The sequence below is a fragment of the Streptomyces sp. NPDC042346 genome (assembly GCF_055581845.1).
On sequence record NZ_JBVJEH010000003.1, the window covers coordinates 754,812 to 772,192 of the forward strand.

General features: G+C 73.5%; 15 protein-coding genes. 5 read left to right on the forward strand and 10 right to left on the reverse strand.

The features are described 5' to 3' along the window. Positions 1-73: 73 nt before the first annotated feature. Positions 74-1,717: an alkaline phosphatase D family protein gene (locus ACZ6K0_RS17100; RefSeq protein WP_469228480.1), complete on the forward strand. Its 1,644-nt coding sequence runs from the start codon at positions 74-76 to the stop codon at positions 1,715-1,717. On the opposite strand, the gene ACZ6K0_RS17105 is transcribed toward ACZ6K0_RS17100, so the two are convergent. Then, positions 1,704-2,705: a Gfo/Idh/MocA family protein gene (locus ACZ6K0_RS17105; RefSeq protein WP_469228479.1), complete on the reverse strand. Its 1,002-nt coding sequence runs from the start codon at positions 2,703-2,705 to the stop codon at positions 1,704-1,706. The two genes, ACZ6K0_RS17100 and ACZ6K0_RS17105, sit on opposite strands and share 14 nt — an antisense overlap. Positions 2,706-2,788: 83 nt before the next feature. Between ACZ6K0_RS17105 and ACZ6K0_RS17110 the strand changes: the two genes are divergently transcribed. Beyond that, positions 2,789-4,087 carry a Bcr/CflA family multidrug efflux MFS transporter gene (locus ACZ6K0_RS17110; protein ID WP_376405215.1) on the forward strand — a complete coding sequence of 433 codons (1,299 nt, stop codon included), beginning with the start codon at positions 2,789-2,791 and terminating at the stop codon, positions 4,085-4,087. A 99-nt stretch (positions 4,088-4,186) separates the two neighbouring features. On the opposite strand, the gene ACZ6K0_RS17115 is transcribed toward ACZ6K0_RS17110, so the two are convergent. Next, positions 4,187-4,849 (reverse strand): hypothetical protein, encoded by a 663-nt coding sequence (locus ACZ6K0_RS17115; protein ID WP_469228477.1) that lies wholly within the window; start codon positions 4,847-4,849, stop codon positions 4,187-4,189. Positions 4,850-4,995: 146 nt separating this feature from the next. On the opposite strand from ACZ6K0_RS17115, the gene ACZ6K0_RS17120 reads away from it, so the two are divergent. Beyond that, positions 4,996-5,982 (forward strand): small ribosomal subunit Rsm22 family protein, encoded by a 987-nt coding sequence (locus tag ACZ6K0_RS17120; protein ID WP_376404645.1) that lies wholly within the window; start codon positions 4,996-4,998, stop codon positions 5,980-5,982. Positions 5,983-6,014: 32 nt separating this feature from the next. On the opposite strand, the gene ddaH is transcribed toward ACZ6K0_RS17120, so the two are convergent. Further along, the gene (gene ddaH, locus ACZ6K0_RS17125; RefSeq protein ID WP_376404643.1) at positions 6,015-6,848 is read right to left on the reverse strand and encodes a dimethylargininase; all 834 of its coding nucleotides are present in this window, start codon (positions 6,846-6,848) and stop codon (positions 6,015-6,017) included. 231 nt (positions 6,849-7,079) lie between these two features. Here ddaH and ACZ6K0_RS17130 point away from each other — a divergent pair, with 231 nt between their 5' ends. Next, the gene (locus tag ACZ6K0_RS17130; protein ID WP_376404641.1) at positions 7,080-7,859 is read left to right on the forward strand and encodes a bifunctional DNA primase/polymerase; all 780 of its coding nucleotides are present in this window, start codon (positions 7,080-7,082) and stop codon (positions 7,857-7,859) included. A gap of 160 nt (positions 7,860-8,019) precedes the next feature. Here ACZ6K0_RS17130 and ACZ6K0_RS17135 read toward each other — a convergent pair whose 3' ends face one another. The 7 genes from ACZ6K0_RS17135 to ACZ6K0_RS17165 form a co-directional block, all read right to left on the reverse strand. Next, positions 8,020-9,090, reverse strand: coding sequence for an SCO2278 family lipoprotein (locus ACZ6K0_RS17135; protein WP_469228475.1), 1,071 nt, complete (start codon positions 9,088-9,090; stop codon positions 8,020-8,022). Continuing rightward, positions 9,047-9,928: an iron uptake transporter permease EfeU gene (gene efeU, locus ACZ6K0_RS17140; RefSeq protein ID WP_376404637.1), complete on the reverse strand. Its 882-nt coding sequence runs from the start codon at positions 9,926-9,928 to the stop codon at positions 9,047-9,049. The genes ACZ6K0_RS17135 and efeU overlap by 44 nt, the downstream gene beginning before the upstream one ends. A gap of 27 nt (positions 9,929-9,955) precedes the next feature. After that, positions 9,956-11,218 (reverse strand): iron uptake transporter deferrochelatase/peroxidase subunit, encoded by a 1,263-nt coding sequence (gene efeB, locus ACZ6K0_RS17145; RefSeq protein WP_469228473.1) that lies wholly within the window; start codon positions 11,216-11,218, stop codon positions 9,956-9,958. 26 nt (positions 11,219-11,244) lie between these two features. Beyond that, positions 11,245-12,402: an iron uptake system protein EfeO gene (gene efeO / locus ACZ6K0_RS17150; RefSeq protein ID WP_376404633.1), complete on the reverse strand. Its 1,158-nt coding sequence runs from the start codon at positions 12,400-12,402 to the stop codon at positions 11,245-11,247. Between the two features lie 194 nt (positions 12,403-12,596). Continuing rightward, the gene (locus tag ACZ6K0_RS17155; protein WP_469228471.1) at positions 12,597-13,475 is read right to left on the reverse strand and encodes a heme ABC transporter ATP-binding protein; all 879 of its coding nucleotides are present in this window, start codon (positions 13,473-13,475) and stop codon (positions 12,597-12,599) included. After that, positions 13,472-14,629, reverse strand: a complete 1,158-nt coding sequence (locus ACZ6K0_RS17160; RefSeq protein ID WP_469228470.1) for a FecCD family ABC transporter permease — start codon at positions 14,627-14,629, stop codon at positions 13,472-13,474. Before ACZ6K0_RS17160 ends, ACZ6K0_RS17155 begins: the two co-directional genes overlap by 4 nt. Further along, positions 14,626-15,651, reverse strand: a complete 1,026-nt coding sequence (locus tag ACZ6K0_RS17165) for a heme/hemin ABC transporter substrate-binding protein (RefSeq protein ID WP_469228468.1) — start codon at positions 15,649-15,651, stop codon at positions 14,626-14,628. The genes ACZ6K0_RS17160 and ACZ6K0_RS17165 overlap by 4 nt, the downstream gene beginning before the upstream one ends. 115 nt (positions 15,652-15,766) lie before the next feature. On the opposite strand from ACZ6K0_RS17165, the gene ACZ6K0_RS17170 reads away from it, so the two are divergent. Next, positions 15,767-17,230, forward strand: a complete 1,464-nt coding sequence (locus ACZ6K0_RS17170; RefSeq protein WP_469228467.1) for an HtaA domain-containing protein — start codon at positions 15,767-15,769, stop codon at positions 17,228-17,230. Positions 17,231-17,381 lie beyond the last annotated feature (151 nt).

Here is a 17,381-nt window from a genome sequence, read left to right on the forward strand (position 1 = left end):
TGTACCCGACAACGTGAGGTCGTCCTGCCCTCCTCGAATGGCGGAAGCACACCATCCGTCCGGGGAGGGGCACATGGACCACGTACAGGGCCGCACGCAGGGCCATTCCGAGGAACTCCGCGCCGCAGCACGCCACTTCGGCCGCCGCCGGTTCCTCACCGTCACCGGCGCCGCCGCCGCGCTCGCCTTCGCGACCCAGCTGCCCGCCGCCGGCGTCGCGGCCGCCGCCGAGCTCGACGGCCGGCGCGTCACCGAGGACCCGTTCACCCTGGGGGTGGCGTCCGGCGACCCGCTGCCCGGCTCCGTCCTGCTCTGGACCCGGCTCGCCCCCCGCCCCTTCGAGCCCGGCGGCGGCCTGCCCGCGTCCCGCGTCTCCGTCCACTGGGAGCTCGCCCGCGACGAGCGCTTCACCCGGACCGTGCGGCGCGGCCGGGCCACCGCGCACCCGGAGTTCAGCCACACCGTCCACGTCGAGGTCGACCACCTCGACCCCGACCGGGTCTTCTTCTACCGCTTCCGCGTCGGCGACTGGACCAGCCCCGTCGGCCGCACCCGCACCGCCCCGTCGCCCGGCGCCCGCAACTCCGGGCTGAAGCTCGCCGCCGTCTCCTGCCAGGCGTACCACGACGGGTACTTCACGCCCTACCGCCACCTCGCGCAGGAGGACGTCGACGTCGTCTTCCACCTCGGCGACTACCTGTACGAGTACGCCGTCAACGCCACCGGCGGCGCCCGCGCCTACACCGACCGCACCCTCCCCGCCGTCTTCAACCGCGAGACGATCACCCTGGAGGACTACCGGCTGCGCTACGGCCTCTACAAGTCGGACCCCGACCTGCGCGCCGCGCACGCCGCCCACCCCTTCGTCGTCACCTGGGACGACCACGAGACCGAGAACAACTACGCGGGCGGCACCCCCGAGAACGACGTCCCGCCGGAGGAGTTCCTGCTCCGCCGCGCCGCCGCCTACCGCGCCTACTGGGAGCACCAGCCGCTGCGCCGCCCCCAGCAGCCGGAAGGCCCGGACATGCGGCTCTACCGGCGGCTGCGGTTCGGGCGCCTCGCCCAGTTCGACATCCTCGACACCCGCCAGTACCGCTCGGACCAGGCGTACGGGGACGGCTGGCAGGTCCCGGGCCCCGAGTCCGAGGACCCGGCCCGCACGATGACCGGTGCCGCGCAGGAGCGGTGGCTGATCGACGGCTGGCGCTCCTCCCGCACCCGCTGGAACGTCCTGCCGCAGCAGGTCGTGTTCGGCGAGCGCCGCGACCGCTCCACCGCCGACTTCAAGCTCTCCATGGACTCCTGGGACGGCTACCCGGCCTCCCGGCAGCGGATCCTCGCGGGCGCGGAGGCCGCCGGGGTCGAGAACCTCATGGTGCTCACCGGCGACGTCCACGTCGGCTACGGCCTCGACCTCAAGGCCGACTTCCGCGACCCGGCCTCCCGGACGCTGGGCACCGAGATCGTCGCCACCTCGATCAGCAGCGGCAAGGACGGCGCCGACCGGCCGGCCAACTACGACAAGCTCACCCAGGCCAACCCGCACCTGAAGTTCTACAACGGCCGGCGCGGCTACGTGACGGTGGCGCTCGACGAGGACGGCGCCCGCGCCGACTTCCGTACGGTCCCGTACGTGACGACCCCGGGCGCCCCCGTCACCACCGCCGCCTCCTACGTCACCGAGGCGGGCAACCCGGGCCTCACGCCCGCGTAGCGCCCCGCTCGGAGGGATAGCGGACGCCGACGCGCTGCCGTACGGCGTCGAGCGTCCGCATCACCGCGAGCGAACCGCCCAGCGGCACGAGCGGCGACTCCGTCGCGCCCGCCCGCAGGCAGCGCATCACCTCGGCGGCCTCGTGCCGGAAGGAGTGCGGGTCGTCCGTCGACACGAACTCCTCCGGCTCCCGGCCGTCCCGGTGCAGCGTGAACCGCTCCGGGAAGAAGAAGCCGCGCGGCACGTCGATCCGGCCGAGCGTGCCCGTCACGGACGCCGTGAGCGGCGTGTCCGCGACGAGCGAGCAGGACAGCAGCGCCGAGGCGCCCGTGTCCCAGCCCAGCAGCATCGCCGTGTTCAGGTCGACGCCCTCCGGCGAGAGCAGCGCGTGCGCCTGGACGGTGTCCGGCTCGCCGAGCAGCAGCTGCGCGAACGACACCGGGTACACCCCCAGGTCGAGCAGCGCCCCGCCGCCCACCGCCGGGTCCCGCAGCCGGTGGTCGGGCGCGAAGGGGCCCTGGAGCCCGAAGTCCGCCTGGACGGTCCTGACCTCGCCGACGGCCCCGTCCCGTACGAGCTCCGCGAGCCGCCGGACCAGCGGGTTGCAGTACATCCACATGGCTTCCATCAGGAAGAGGCCGCGGTCCCGGGAGAGGGTGACCAATTCCTCCGCCTCGCGGGCGTTGAGCGTGAGAGCCTTCTCGCAGAGCACCGCCTTCCCCGCTTCCAGGGCCAGCCCGGCCGCCTCCCGGTGCGCGTGGTGCGGTGTCGCCACGTACACCACGTCGACGTCCTCGTCGGCGAAGAGCCCGGCCCACTCCCCGTACGCCCGCGGGATCTCGAACCGGTCCGCGAAGGCCTTCGCGGACGCCTCCGTGCGGGACGCCACCGCCACGACCTCGGCGCCGTCGAGCGTCTGCAGGTCCGTCGTGAACCGCTCCGCTATGCCGCCCGTCGCCAGGATTCCCCAGCGAACCGTGTCTCCCATGTTCCCCACCTGTCCCACCCGTCCCTCGACCATGCCGATCGAGCTGAGAGCATAGGCAAGGATTCAACGAAATGGAGCAGTCGATGCCGGAGAGCGGCCAGAAAACAACACAAGGGCACATAACCGAGAGCGCCCCCGTCGCCCCGGCCACCGGCGGAACCCCCGCCGCCCGGAGCGTGGGGCTGCTCGTCACCCTCGTCCTGGGCGGACTCACCGCCCTGCCCCCGCTCTCCATGGACATGTACCTGCCGGCACTGCCGGAGGTCACCGGCGCGCTCCACGCGCCCGCCGCCACCGTCCAGCTCACCCTCACCGCCTGCCTCGCCGGCATGGCCCTCGGCCAGCTCGTCGTCGGCCCCATGAGCGACAAGTGGGGCCGCCGCCGCCCGCTGCTCATCGGCATGGTCGTGTACGTCCTCGCCACCGCCGTCTGCGCCCTCGCGCCCACCGCCGAACTCCTCATCGGCTTCCGGCTGCTCCAGGGCCTCGCGGGCGCCGCCGGCATCGTCATCGCCCGCGCCGTCGTCCGCGACCTCTACGACGGCGTCGAGATGGCCCGCTTCTTCTCCACCCTGATGCTGATCTCCGGCGTCGCCCCGATCATCGCGCCCCTCATCGGCGGCCAGATCCTGCGGATCACCGACTGGCGGGGCGTCTTCTACGTCCTCACCGTCATCGGCATCCTGCTCACCCTCGTCGTCTGGCGCTTCCTCGGCGAGACGCTGCCGCCCGAGCGGCGCCACGAAGGCGGCGTCGGCGACGCCCTGCGCACCATGCGCGGACTCCTCGCCGACCGCGTCTTCACCGGCTACATGCTCGCCGGCGGGCTCGCCTTCGCGGCCCTCTTCGCCTACATCTCGGCCTCGCCGTTCGTCGTCCAGGAGATCTACGGCGCCTCGCCGCAGACCTTCAGCCTGCTCTTCGGCCTCAACTCGATCGGCCTCGTCGTCGTCGGCCAGATCAACGGCAAGCTCCTCGTCGGCCGCGTCAGCCTCGACAAGGCGCTCGGCTGGGGCCTCGGGATCATCCTGCTCGCCGCGCTCGCGCTGCTCCTCATGACCAGCGGCGTCTTCGGCGAGGTCGGGCTCGTCCCGATCGCCGCCGGACTGTTCGTCCTGATGTCCGCGATGGGCCTGGCGATGCCGAACACGAACGCACAGGCCCTGATGCGCACCCCGCACGCGGCAGGCTCCGCCTCCGCGCTCCTCGGCACCTCGTCGTTCCTCGTCGGCGCCGTCGCCTCCCCGCTCGTCGGCATCGCGGGCGAGCACACGGCCGTCCCGATGGCGGTCGTCCAGCTCACCTGCGCCGCCCTGTCCCTGGCCTGCTTCCTGGGCCTGTGCCGCCCGTGGCAGTCGGGCAGGACGGCCACGGGCCTCTGACAGGACGGCCACGGGCCCCCTGACGGGACGGCCACGGGCCCCCTGACGGGACGGCGCCCGGCGAACGGTGGCGCCCGGCGAACGGCGGCGCCGGGCGGGTCAGTACCCCGGGTTCTTGCCCGCGGCGACGGTCCTGACCCGCTCGACCTGGACGTTCGAGACGTGCTCCAGGCCGGCGGGCTCGGTCTCGTTGGCGTCGACGTGCGCGACGACGGTGCCGATCCGCATGACCACATCGGCGGTCGAGTCGTCCGCGAACGCGTCGGTCTCGTCGGCCACGGTGGCCAGGGTCACCGGCTTCGAGGGCTCTCCGTACTCGGCGGACTTCTTCCGCTGCTCGGCGGCCAGACCCTTCATGGCGGCGCGCGCCTGCTCCTCCCTCCCGAACGAGTAGAGCCGGAACTCCACGCGCGTGCCGTCCGAGCTACCCGCGGTCTCCATGTCCTTCCCGCCGACGGCGACGAGCCCGTCACACGCCACGCCCGTCTCCTCGGCGCAGTGCTTGACGGCCTCGGGCCCCTGGACCATGAAGGGATCGCCACCGACGAACCACCCGCCCACGGCGGACTCGATCGGCAGCGCGTTCATCAGACCGGTCGGGTCCAGCCAGACGACCTTCGGCGCGTCCGCCCCGCCGTGCGCCTCCCCGGGAACCCCCGGAGCCTTGTCGCCCCCTGCCGCCGGGCTCCCGCCCTCCTCGCATCCCGTCAGCGCCAGCACCAGCGCCGCCGCCACGGCAGTCCCCCGTACGACAGACCTCACCCGAACTCCTCCTGCGATCTCACGATTTGGCATGGACACTCAACATCATCAACGGTGCGGTGACCAACTCCCGCCCCCGCCCCGACGCTCGTGACCAGCGCCTCAGGGCGGCGGAGGACCGGGACCCGGCCGCCTAGACTGTCGCGGTGAACGCCGTCACCCCTCCCTCCGCCGAGTCCCTGCGCGCCGCCCTCGCCGGGCTCCTCGACGGGCTGCCGCCCACCCAGGCGGCCAAGGCCGTCGAGCGGCTGATCGCCAGCTACCGGGGCACCACCCCCACGGACGCCCCCGTGCTGCGCGACCGCTCCGACGTCGCCGCCTACGCCGCGTACCGGATGCCGGCGACCTTCGAGGCGGTACGGGGCGTCCTCGACGCCCTGCGCGACGCCGCGCCCGAGTGGGTGCCGGGCACGCACACCGACGTCGGCGGCGGCACCGGAGCGGCGAGCTGGGCCGTCGCCGAGGCCTGGGAGGAGGCGCCGCCCCGGACCACCGTCCTCGACTGGGCCGAGCCCGCCCTCGCGCTCGGCCGCGAGCTGGCCGACGGCGCCCTGGACGCCGAGTGGCGGCGCGAACGCATCGGCACCGCCCTGAAGCTCGCGGACACGGACCTCGTCACCGTCTCGTACGTCCTCAAGGAGCTCACCGGAGCCGACCGCACGGCGCTCGTCACCGAGGCGGCACGCGCCGCGCGGGCGGTCGTGATCGTCGAGCCCGGCACCCCCGACGGCTACGAGCGGATCATCGCCGCCCGCACCCTGCTCGTCGACGCCGGATTCACCGTCGCCGCGCCCTGCCCGCACAGCGGGGCCTGCCCGATCGTGCCGGGCACCGACTGGTGCCACTTCTCGGCCCGCGTGAGCCGCTCCTCGCTGCACCGCCAGGTGAAGGGCGGCTCCCTGCCGTACGAGGACGAGAAGTACAGCTACGTCGCCGCCACCAGGTTCCCCGTGACCCCGACGGTCTCCCGCGTCACCCGCAGGCCGCAGATCCGCAAGGGCCTGGTCCAGCTCGACCTGTGCGGCCCCGACGGCCTCGCCCGCGAGACGGTCACGAAGCGCCACGGGCCCCTGTACAAGCAGGCCCGCGACACCGAGTGGGGCGACTCCTGGCCGCCGGAGACCGACGCCTAGGCCGTGTCCGGCCATGATCCGCCGGACGGGACTCAGGGCAGCCGGAGCTCCTGGGTGCAGCACTTCACGCTGCCGCCGCCCTTGAGGAGCTCGCCCAGGTCCATCCCGACCGGCTCGAAGCCGCGCTGCCGCAGCGGCTCGAACAGTCCCACCGCCGCCTGCGGCAGCAGCACGTGCAGACCGTCGCTCACTGCGTTCAGCCCGAGCGCCGCCGCGTCCGCGTCCGTCGCGATCAGCGCGTCCGGGAAGAGCCGGGCGAGCACCTCCCTGCTGCCCGGGGAGAAGGCGGGCGGGTAGTACATGACCTCGTCCCCGGCCTCGTCCAGGACGCACAGTGCCGTGTCCAGGTGGTAGTAGCGCGGATCCACGAGATCCAGACCGATCACGGGCCGGCCGAAGAACTCCTGCGCCTCCCCGTGGGAGAGCGGGCTGGCGCGGAAACCGCGCCCCGCGAGGATCCACGAGGCCGTGACGGCGAAGTCGCCCTCGCCCTCGTTCACGTGCTCCGGGAGCCGCACCGCGTCACCCGGCCAACCGTTCCTGCGGAACCAGGACAGGTGGGCGGCGGCCTCGTCCGCCCGCTCCGGGTAGGCGAACTTCGCGCCGAGGACCCGGCCGTCGACGACGGTGGCGCCGTTCGCCGCGAAGACCATGTCCGGCAGCGCCGGGTCGGGCGTCAGGAGCTCCACGGTGTGGCCCAGCGAGCGGTAGCGGTCGCGCAGGTCCTCCCACTGGGCGAGGGCCAGCGGCAGGTCGACCGGTTTCGTGGGGTCCATCCAGGGGTTGATCGAGTACGTCACCGTGAAGTGCGTGGGTGGGCACATCAGGTAACGGCGGGGCGAGGACGTGCGCGGAGTGGGGCGCAATGAGGGCTCCTCACGAACGGGCGGACGGAAGAACCGAAGATCGGTGGACCCATGGTCCGCCCTGGGCGCCCCGCGCGCTGTGGACCGTTCGGGTGGTTCGCGTCCCCGCCCGCCCCCGCACCGTACGCACCCCTGTTCGGCACCCCGGTTCCGCACTCCGGTCACCCGAGGCGCAGGATGGTGGGACCATGGGCAGAGCCGAACGGGCGAGCATGAGCTGTGAGGGGATAGATGGGCGACGGCATCGGCCGCTACCGCGGCACGGAGAGCAAACTCGCACAGTGGCTGCGCAGGCGCCCGAAACGCACCGCGGCCGACGACGAGAACGACCGCGAGAAGCTGCTCCTGGCCATTGCCGCCGCCGGGCTGCCCCTGGCCCCCGCCGCGTATCCCGTCGGCTACAGCTGTTCCTGTGAGCGGATCGGCTGTCCCACCCCCGCCCGGCACCCCGTCTCCTTCGCGTGGCAGACCCAGTCGACCACCGACCGGGGCCAGATCGAGCGCTGGGCGCGGAACGAGCCCGGGGCGAACTTCATCACCGCCACCGGCATGGTCCACGACGTCCTCGACGTGCCGCTGGCCGCCGGCCGCGCCGCCCTGGAGCGTCTGCTGGCCGAGGGCGTCGAGGTCGGACCGGTCGCCGAGTCCGCCGACGTCGACCCGGTCGGCGGGCGCATGCTCTTCTTCACCGCCACCCGCGGCACCCCCGAGGACGAGGACGAGTGGTGGCCCTGTGAGCTCGACTGCCACCCGGAGACGATGGACGAGCACCCGGGGCTGCGCTGGCACTGCCGCGGCAGCTACGTCCTCGTCCCGCCGGCCCGGCTGCCCGGGGACGAGGAGGCCCACCCGGTGGTCGCCTGGGTCCGCGGACCCGAGCACCCGCTGCCGGACCCGCTGAACCTCCTGGAGACCCTCACCGAGGCCTGTGCGCGCCACGCGGCCGCGCGGGAGGCCGAGGGGGACGGGGAACACACCGCCCACGAGATCGCCTGGCCGCTGACCCGCTGACCCGCTGGCCCGCTGGCCCGCTGGCCTGTCGATCCGCCGGCCCGCTGCCCCGTCGATCCGCCGGCCCGTGGATCCGCCACGAGCCGCCGGTCCGCCGCGAGCCGTCGGTCCGCCGCGGGGTCGTGCCACGAGCCCCCGGTCGGTCCGCCGCGGCGTCCCGCTACGAGCCCTCCGCGCCCACCACGCCCTGGAGCCGGCCCGCGATCGTGACGCCGTCCCGGTCCGTGCCCGCCGGCTTCACCAGGGCCACCTGGTTCGACACCCACTCCTTGGTGACGGTGTTCTTCACCTCGCCGTTGAGCAGCGCCTTGATGTCCGGGGTGACCTTCGGCCGGTAGCCCTTGGCCGCCGTCTGCCGCTCGAAGTACCGGGTCGCGAAGAAGACGAACGCGCCGCCGTCCTTCGTCCGCAGCCCCAGCGGGGCGAAGTCCCCCTGGTCCGCGGTGCGGTCGATGTACTGCGTGGCGAGCCCCGGCCGCTTCGCGGTCTTCTGCCGCCCCTCGCGCCACAGCGAGGTGTGCGGCCCCGCCGCGTACGGCCCCGGCTTCCCGTCCTGGAGGTAGGCCACGTACCCCGCCCCGAGGTCCTCGGGCGCGACGGCGAGGGCGTCGGTGTCCGCGGCGACCGGCACCGCGTACCCCTCCTCCTCGGCGAACTCGGGCACCGCCTGCGGGCTGAGGACCACCAGGTGGGCGACCTCCCACGGCTGCTCGGGCCCGTTGCGGACGAAGGCGAGGACCCAGCGCTGGTCGGAGCTGCCCTGGTCGACGTCCCGGTTCGAGTCGGTGTCCGCGACGAACCAGCGCGGCCAGCCCGCCTTGCGGGGCACGACGAACCGCGCGTCGGTCAGTTCCAGGGGCGTGTGGTTCGGGTTTCCGCCGGGGCTCGTGATCGCCCGCGAGCGCAGGCCCGCCTGGTTGATCGCCCCGAGCGGACCGGTGACCCGGCCCGCGTCCAGGGCGGGATCGTGGGCCTTGTCGGCCCGGTTGTAGGCGGCGGTGAAGTCGGCGAGTGCCTGCGCGGCCTCGCTCTTCGTCACCGCCGGAAGCAGCGCCGTCTCACCGTGGACCGTCACGCAGCCGCTCGCGGCCAGCGCGAGGACGGTGACCGCCGCGGTGGCGGCCAGCGCCCTCACCGGTCGCGCCGGTCGCGGTGAAAGCCGCTCGACCGGTCGCGCCGCACTCCGCTCAACCGGCCGTCTCGGCGCTCGCCTCAGCGTCAACCTTCTCATCGGTCGCCTTCTGCTTCTCCACCCGCACGGACGGACCCGACCCTATCGGGGCCAGGAACAGCGCGAGCGTCGGGATCAGATACAGCGCCCACACCGTGACCTGAAGGACCGTCGGGTCCGGCTGGAAGTTGAAGACGCCCTTGAGGAGCGTGCCGTACCAGCTGTCCGGCGGGATCGTCGCCGAGACGTCGAAGGCCTTGTCCGCGAGGCCGCCGAGGAAGCGCGCCTCCTGGAGGTCGTGCACGCCGTACGCGAGGACGCCCGCCGCCACCACGACCAGCATCCCGCCGGTCCAGGTGAAGAACTTCGCCAGGTTGATCTTCAACGCGCCCCGGTAGAACAGCCAGCCCAGCAGGACCGCCGTGAGGAGGCCGAGGACGACCCCGGCCAGCGGCGCGTACGAGCCGTCCGAGGAGGCACGTACCGACGCCCACACGAAGAGCGCCGTCTCCAGGCCCTCGCGCCCCACCGCCAGGAAGGCGGTCGCGACCAGCGCGCCCGTCCCCATCTGGAGGGCCGCGTCCAGCCGGCCGTGCAGCTCCGTCCTCAGGTGCCGGGCCGTGCGCCGCATCCAGAAGACCATCCAGGTCACCAGCACGACGGCGACGATCGACAGCGAGCCGCCGAGCAGCTCCTGCGCCTCGAACGTCAGCTCCTGCGAGCCGAATTCGAGGCCCGCGCCGAAGGCCAGGGCCACGCCGACGGCCACGCCGATGCCGATCCAGATCGGCCTCAGCGCGTCCCTGCGCCCGGTCTTCACCAGGTACGCGATGAGGATGCAGACGACGAGGCTGGCCTCCAGGCCCTCGCGCAGTCCGATCAGGTAGTTACCGAACACGTCGGTGCTCCTTGTCCGTCAGTCCCGTCAGGAGAACAGTGCCCGGCCCCACCAGTCGCCCTTGTCCCGGACGCCCGGCGGGACGGCGAACAGTGCCGAACCCACGTGCTGGATGTATTCGTTGAGGGCGTCCGAGGCCAGCGAGGTCTGGACGGGGATGAAGCCCTTGCGGACGTCCTTCTGGTACGCCAGGAAGAACAGGCCCGCCTCCAGCCGGCCGAGGCCGTCCGTGCCGTCGGTGAACGAGTAGCCGCGGCGCAGGATCGTCGCCCCGCCGTTGCTGTCCGGGTGGGCGAGCCGGACGTGCGAGTCCGGCTTCATCGCCTTCAGGAACGGCTCGTCGTGCTCCTTGGCCTTGCCGACCGGCGCGCCCTCGCGCTTGTCGCGGCCGAAGATGTCCTCCTGCTCGCCGAGCGGGGTGCGGTCCCAGGTCTCGACGTTCATGCGGATGCGGCGGGCGACGAGGTACGAACCGCCGTCCATCCACGCCGCCGGGCCCTCGGCGTCCTTGCCGGAGACCCACACGTGCTTCGCGAGCCGCTCGGTCTCGGTGCCCGCGATGTTGCGGGTGCCGTCCTTGAAGCCGAAGAGGTTGCGCGGGGTCTGGGCGTCCGGGGTCGTCGAGGACGTCTTGCCGAAGCCCAGCTGCGACCAGCGCACCGCGACCTTGCCGAAGCCGATCCGCGCGAGGTTCCGGATGGCGTGCACGGCGACCTGCGGGTCGTCCGCGCAGGCCTGGACGCAGAGGTCGCCGCCGCTGCGCGCCGGATCCAGGTTGTCGCCCGGGAACTTGGGCAGCGCCACCAAGGCCCCGGGCCGCTTGTCCTTCAGCCCGAAACGCCCGTCGAAGAGCGAGGGGCCGAAGCCGATCGTGAGGGTGAGACGGGACGGCTTGAGGCCGAGGGCCTCGCCGGTGTCGTCCGGCGGGGCCTCCGCGAGACCGCCGTACGCGCCCTCGCCGACCTCGGCGCCGGCCGTCATCCGCTCGGCGGCCCGCGTCCAGTCCTTGAGGAGCTGGATCAGCTCCGCGCGGTCCTTCGTCTTCACGTCGAAGGCGGCGAAGTGCAGCCGGTCCTGTACGGCGGTGGCGATGCCGGCCTGGTGCGCGCCGTGGAAGGGCACGGCCGAGCCGCTGTCCGCGACGGGCGCCGTGGCGTCCCCGTCCCGGGTCAGGGCGACTGCGCCGCCGGCCGCCGCGGCACCGAGCGCGAGCCCGGCACCGCCCCAGCCGATGACCTTGCGGCGGGAGGGCGCCGTGCCCTCGGTCTGCTCCTGGGTTTCCTCGGACATGGCCCCGTCCCTCCTGGTGTTGACGACTACTTGACGACGGCGGCGGCGAGCTTGGAGAGCGGCTCGGCCAGCGCGTTGACGCCGTCCGAGAGCTCCTTGCGCTCGGGCTTGCCGACCTTCTCGTAGGAGGTGAAGACGTAGCTGCTCTTGTCCGTGCGGTACTTGTCGAGCAGCGTGTTCAGCGCGGCGAACTGCTTGTCGAGCTCGGCGACGAGCTTCGCGTCGTTCTTGGTGGCGACCGGCTTGAGCAGCTCGAAGGACTTCTGCGCGCCCTCGACGTTCGCCTTGAAGTCGACGAGGTCGGTGTGGGAGTAACGCTCCTCCTCGCCGGTGACCTTGCCGGAGGCGACCTCGTCGAGGAGCTCCTTGGCGCCGTTGGCCATCGAGGTCGGGGTGATCTCGGCCTTGCCGACGCGCTTCACCCAGTCCGCGAGGTCCTTGTCGAGGGTGTCCGCGAGCTGCTTCTCGGCGGCGCCGAGCTTCTTGTCCTTCCAGAGCGCCTTCTCCAGGCGGTGCCAGCCGGTCCAGTCCTTCGCCGGGTCCTGGCCCTCCTCCAGACCGTCCTCGCGGACGTCGACCTTCGGGTCGATGTCGCCGAAGGACTCGGCGACCGGCTCGGTGCGCTCCCAGCCGATGCGGGACTCGGCGTAGGCCTTCTTGGCGGCCTCGATGTCACCGGCGCGGACGGCGTCGGTGAAGACCTTCACCTTGGGCAGGGTCGCGTCGGCCTGCGCCTGGACGTACTGGCGGTACGCGGCGACGGCGGCGTCCATCTCCGGGGAGCGCTTCGCGGTGGCGGTGCCCGCGCCGGTGACCTTGACCTGCTGGCGGATGCCGTCGCCCTTCATGCCGGGCTTGCAGGCGATGGCGTAGTCGCCGGCCTTGATCTCGGCGGTGAGGGAGGCCTTGGTGCCGGGGCCGATGTTCTCGCGCTCGGCGACGATCCGGTCGTCCGGGTAGAGGACGTAGACCTCGGTCACCTTGGAGCCGCGGTTCTCGACGGCGAGCGTCACGTGACCGGCCGGGAACTCCTTCTTCGAGACCTCGCAGGAGTCGTCCTTGGCGACGACGGTGACCGCGCCGTCCGCGCCCTTGGCGTCGCTCTTCTCGGCGCAGCCCGTGACGGCGGTCAGGGCGGCCGCGGTCGCGGCTGCGGTGACGACGGAGAGGCGGACGGCTCGCATGGGGACTCCAGGAACGCGGGGACAGGGAGTGAGGCGGACCTAACTTAACCGAGGCTTACCTCAGCCATACCCATGCGTCCGGTGATTCAGCTCTCAGCTCCGGCGGGGCGGACACGGGCGGGTCACAGGGTCCTCATGGAGTCCTCATGGCATGGTCAAGGAAAGGTCAAGAGAGGTGAATTGTCCGTTTGTTACTACTCGTTGGTACGGATCGGTACGACGAGGGGGACCCCGGTCCGCGGGTGCGGGAAGACCTCCACGGGCTGCCGGTAGACCCGGCTCAGGAGCTCCGCGTCGAGGACCTCGGAGGGCGGGCCGTCCGCCGCGATCCGGCCGCCGTGCAGCACCGCGACCCGGTCCGCGTGGGCGGCGGCGAGCCCCAGGTCGTGCAGCACGACCACCACCGCGTCCCCGGCCGCCGCGCGCTCCCGGCAGACCCGCAGCACCAGTTCCTGGTGGCGCAGGTCGAGCGCGGCGGTCGGCTCGTCGAGCAGCAGGAGCCCGGCCCGTTGGGCCAGCACCCGGGCCAGCGCGACCCGGGCCCGCTCGCCGCCCGACAGCGCGGAGAACGGCCGCCCGGCGAAGGCCTCGACCTCGGTCGCCGCCATCGCGAGGGCGACGGCCGCCTCGTCCTCGTCCTCCCGCCCGGTCCCGGCCCAGGGCGCCCGGCCCATCCGGACGACCTCGGCGACGGGGAACGGGAAGGAGAGCGCGGCGGCCTGCGGCAGCACCGCCCGGCGCAGGGCGAGTTCACCGGCCGGCCAGTCCCCGGCGGGCCGCCCCCCGATCCGTACCTCCCCCGCGCTCGGGGCGAGGTCGGCGGCGAGCGCGGCGAGCAGCGTCGACTTCCCGGCGCCGTTGGGCCCCACCAGGGCCAGCACCTCCCCGGCCCGCACCCCGATCCCGACGCCGTCGAGCACGGCACGGCCGCCGAGCGCGACGCACAGCCCGACCGCCTCGGCGACGAGTTCGCCGCGCGCGGCGGGGGAGGGGAGCGCCCGGGTGCGCCGCCGGGGGAGCAGTCCTCGGAGCCGTACGGAAGCCCCGGACGTCGTGGGTGCCGCGGATGTCATGCCCAACCACCTTGCTTGCGACGGGTCCTGCGCAGCAGCCAGAAGAAGAAGGGGCTGCCGAGGAGGGCGGTGAGGACGCCCAGGGGGAGTTCGGCCGGGGCCGCGACCGTACGGGCCGCCAGATCGCCGGCCGCGAGGACGACCGCGCCGCCCAGCGCGCTGCCCGGCACCAGGAAGCGGTGGCCGGGGCCGTTCGCCATCCGCAGCAGGTGCGGGACGAGCAGACCGACGAAGGTGATGATCCCGGCGACCGCGACCGCCGCCGCGGTGAGCAGCGCCACCACCAGGATCAGCGCGACCCGCAGCCGCTCCACGTCCACGCCCAGGTGCCGGGCGGGCCGTTCGCCGAGCGCGAGGAGGTCGAGCCGGCGGGAGTGGAAGGGGGCGACGGCCAGACCGAGGAGCGCGCAGGGCAGCACGGCGAGGACCTTGGGCCAGGTGGCCTGGGCGAGCGAGCCGAGCTGCCAGAAGGTGATCTGGGTGACCTGCGCGTTGTCGGCGAAGAAGAGGAAGAGGCCGATCAGCGCGCCCGCGAAGGCGTTGACCGCGATGCCGGTGAGGATCAGGGTCACCACCTCCGTACGGCCGCCCGAACGGGACATCGCGTACACGAGCAGCACGGTCGCCAGACCGGCGACGAAGGCGCAGACGGTCACCGTCCAGTTCCCGAGGAAGGTGAGCCCGAGCGCGATCGCGCCGACCGCGCCGACGGCCGCGCCCGCCGAGATGCCGATGACGCCCGGCTCGGCGAGGGGGTTGCCGAACACGCCCTGCATGAGGGCGCCCGCGCAGCCGAGCGAGGCGCCGACGAGGACGGCGAGGACGACCCGGGGGAGCCGGATGTTCCACAGGACGCTCTCGGCCGTGCGGTCCAGGGCGTGCCCGCCGAGTCCGATCCGGTGCTGGACGGAGGCGAGGACGTCGCCGAGCGGGATCTCGTACGCCCCGATCCCGGCGGAGAGGAGGGAGAGGAGGAGCAGGACGGCGAGGAGGGTGACGGTGAGGACGGTGGAGCGGGCGCGCCGGGGTCGGGGGGCGGGCGGGGCCGCCGCGCTCTTGGCGCCTTCCGTGCTGTCCGTGGCGTCTGTGGCGTCCGTGGCGTCCGTGGCTTTCGTGCCGGCGGTGCGCTGCGGGGAATCCTGGAGTGCCGTCACTTCTCCTCCCCGTACAACTGGCCGACCAGGGACTTCAGGACCTGGTCGGTGCGCGGGCCGTAGTTGAGGAGCACGCCGTCGTCGACGGTGACGACCCGCTTGCCCGCGCCGGCCGGGGTCTGGGCGACACCCGGGATCTTCACCAGGCCGTCGATCCCGCCGACCGAGTCGAGCCCCTTGCTCATGACGAGGATCGCGTCGGGCGCGGCCTGCGCGAGGGCCTCGCTGGTGAGGGGGGTGAAGTCCTTCCTCAGCCCGGACTCCTTGCCCGCGTCGACCGCTCCGGCCGCTTCGAGCAGGGAGCTCGCACCGGACTCGGCGCCGCCGAGCAGATAGACGGCGGCCGAGCCGCGGACGTAGAGGAAGGCCACCCGTGGCTTCTCCTCGCGGGCCGGGATCCCCTTCCGTACGGCGTCGATCCGCTCCTGGGTGCGCTCCTTGAGCGCCGTGCCGGAGTCGCGCACGCCGAGGGCGGCGGCGACCGCGTCGATGCGGGTGCCGACGTCGGCGAGCTCCTTGGCGGGCTTCACGACGACGAGGGGGATGCCCGCGTCCCGGATCTGGGCGATGGCCTCGGCAGGTCCGGTGGTGGACTCGGCGAGGACGACGGTGGGCCGCAGCGAGAGCACGCTCTCGGCGGAGACGTCGTGGGCGCGGGTCACCACCGGGAGTTCCGCGGCCTGTTCGAAGGTCGCGGTGATGTCGCGGGCGACGACCTTCCCGCCGAGACCGAGCGTGAAGACGATCTCGTTGAGGGAGCCGCTGAGCGGCACGATCCGGTCGGTGGAGGTGACGGCGACCGCGCGCCCGTCCGCCGAGGGGACGGTGACGGGGAGTCGGGGCGCGGCCGGGGCGGCGAGCGGCTCGACCCGGTCGGGGGCGGTGGCGGCGCTCTTGGCCGACGACCCGCCCGGGGCGGTCCCGCCGCCGTTTCCGCCGCCGCTTCCGTCACCGCAGCCGGTCGCCGCGAGGGCGAGGGCGAGCGCTGCTGTCAGCGCTCCCGCGAGGCGAGTTCTGCGCACCGGACACCGTCCTGTCGTCGTTCGTTCTGCCGTGTACGGGCCGGAGGGGTTCCGGCCGGGGCTCGATGCAGCTTAGGTTAGCCTTACCTCACTAGCCAGTCCTCGGAGGGGTTCCATGCTGCTGTCCAGACCCGCCCGCGCGCTCGCCGTGACCCTGTTCACGGCCCTGCTCGCCGCCCTGATCCCGGCCTCCGCCGCCCACGCGGAGGACCGCACGGTGCAGGGCGGGCGGCTCGACTGGGGCATCAAGACCTCCTTCCAGAGCTACGTCACCGGGCCCATCGCGCAAGGCAGTTGGAGCCTCACCGGCGGAGCCGCCACCGTCGGCGGCAGCCAGTTCCGCTTCCACTCCGCGCAGGGCTCGTACGACCCCGGGACCGGCACCTTCGAGGCCGCCTTCGCCGGCGGCGTCCACTTCACCGGCCACCGGAAGGCGGACGGCACGAACGAGCTCGACCTCACCGTCAGCCGCCCCCGTGTCGTCGTCCGGGGCGGACACGGCACCCTCTACGCCGACATGGCGAGCAAGGCCAAGGGCAGCGGGCGCATGAGCGTCACGGCGCAGGTGCCGATGGCCACCCTGAACCTCGGCGGCATCGACATGCGCGGCGGCGGCAGCCCCCTCGCCCTCAACGGCGTCCCGGCCACGCTCACCGCGCAGGGCGCCGCGGCCTTCGCCGGCTACTACCCGGCCGGCACGCAGCTCGACCCCGTCAGCCTCACCGTCGACGTCCAGACCCCGAAGCAGGCCGCGCCGACCACCGCACCCACCACCGTGCGGGCCACCCCGCCGGCCACCGAGTCGACGGCGAAGCCCCCCACGAGTCCGTCGCCCACGGCGAGTTCCCCCAATGCGCCCGCGAGCACCAGCCCGATCAGGACCGCGGCGGTCGACTGGGGTGTCCGCCGCACCTTCCGCGAGTACGTCACCGGAGCCATCGCCCAGGGCAGGTGGACCCTCGCCGACGGCGCCCAGGACGGCGGCGCGCTCTTCCGCTTCCCGAGCGGCAAGGGCGCGTACGACGCGAGGAAGCAGACCCTCGACGCGGCCTTCGCGGGCAGCGTCCGCTTCACCGGCGCCCACCTCGACCTCACGCTCTCCGGGGTCACCGCGAAGGTGACCGGCGGAACGGGCACGCTCAGCGCCGACGTCACCAGCGCCGGGACGACCACGAAGGCCGTACCCCTGGTCACCTTCCCCGCCCGGGACTTCGCCCCGGAGAACGGCCTCGCCGCCGTCACCGAGGCACCCGCCACCCTCACCGAGGGCGGCGCCAAGGCCTTCGGCGGGATGTACAAGGCGGGGACCGCGATGGACCCGGTGTCGCTCGCCGTCACCGTCGACGCCACGGCGAAACTGCCGGCGCTCCCGGACCTCGGCAGCGGGGGCACGTCCTCCGCCGCCCCGACGAAGCCGGCCGCCCCGGCCGCCCCCGCCGCTCCGTCCGTCGCGGCGGCCGGGACCTCCGACTCCTCCACCGGCACGTACGTCGCGATCGGCGCGGGTGTGCTCCTCGCCGCCGCGCTCGGGGTCTTCGTCGCCGTACGCCGCCGCCGCACCGGCACCCCCACGGACTGACCCCCATGGGCTTACCCCTGCCGCACACCGCCCCCTCACCCGTACCGCCCGGACGCGCCGCCCCGACGCGCCGCCTCACGCCACGCCCCCACGCCCCGCCTTACGCCACGCCCCCGCGCGCACCCCCCTGCGCCGCCCCCCCCGCACCACC